This is a genomic window from Psychrobacter sp. PP-21 (assembly GCF_033790785.1).
Classification (GTDB): Bacteria; Pseudomonadota; Gammaproteobacteria; order Pseudomonadales; family Moraxellaceae; genus Psychrobacter.
The window spans coordinates 1-452 of the sequence record NZ_JAMYEB010000086.1; the positions used below are offsets into that span (position 1 = coordinate 1).

At 58.8% G+C, this 452-nt stretch carries 1 protein-coding gene; it reads left to right on the plus strand.

The genetic code is table 11. The features are described from left to right. Positions 1-124 precede the first annotated feature (124 nt). On the plus strand, positions 125-283 hold the full coding sequence (locus NJD71_RS13670) for a hypothetical protein (protein WP_319052444.1): 159 nt from the start codon (positions 125-127) through the stop codon (positions 281-283). Positions 284-452 lie beyond the last annotated feature (169 nt).

Below are 452 nucleotides of genomic sequence, written 5' to 3' on the forward strand. Positions count from 1 at the left end.
GACCGTGAGTCCTCTGCGAGATCGATCATCGCTGACAAAACCCAAATTGAAACTTGGTGAGTGGCGAAGACCGGCAAGCCGAAAGCCGCCGGGACGTCCCGAAAGCGTTACTGTTCGGCAACAAATGGGACCAAAAAGAGGCTGGCCTGCCCAGATCAGCGCAATAAGCGAAAAAAGAGGTTTCTTACTACCTCTAGCGCTGCGTCGGCCCAAGCCTGATCGCTGGCGTCCTATCCGAGGAAGCGGTGCCAGCCTGATCGATCAAGTCCGCGCTAGGCAGTGATCCGAATCAGAATCGGTAGGCGATGCCGACCGTCGCGGTGTGTGTGCGGTCCTTGACGCGGGCGGTGAAGCGGTCGTCGAACCCGATCCCGACTCCCCCTGCGGTGAAGAAAGTCTGGGTCCAGGTCCCGAAATCGGCATAGCGATAATCGACGCGCGCGAGCCAATTG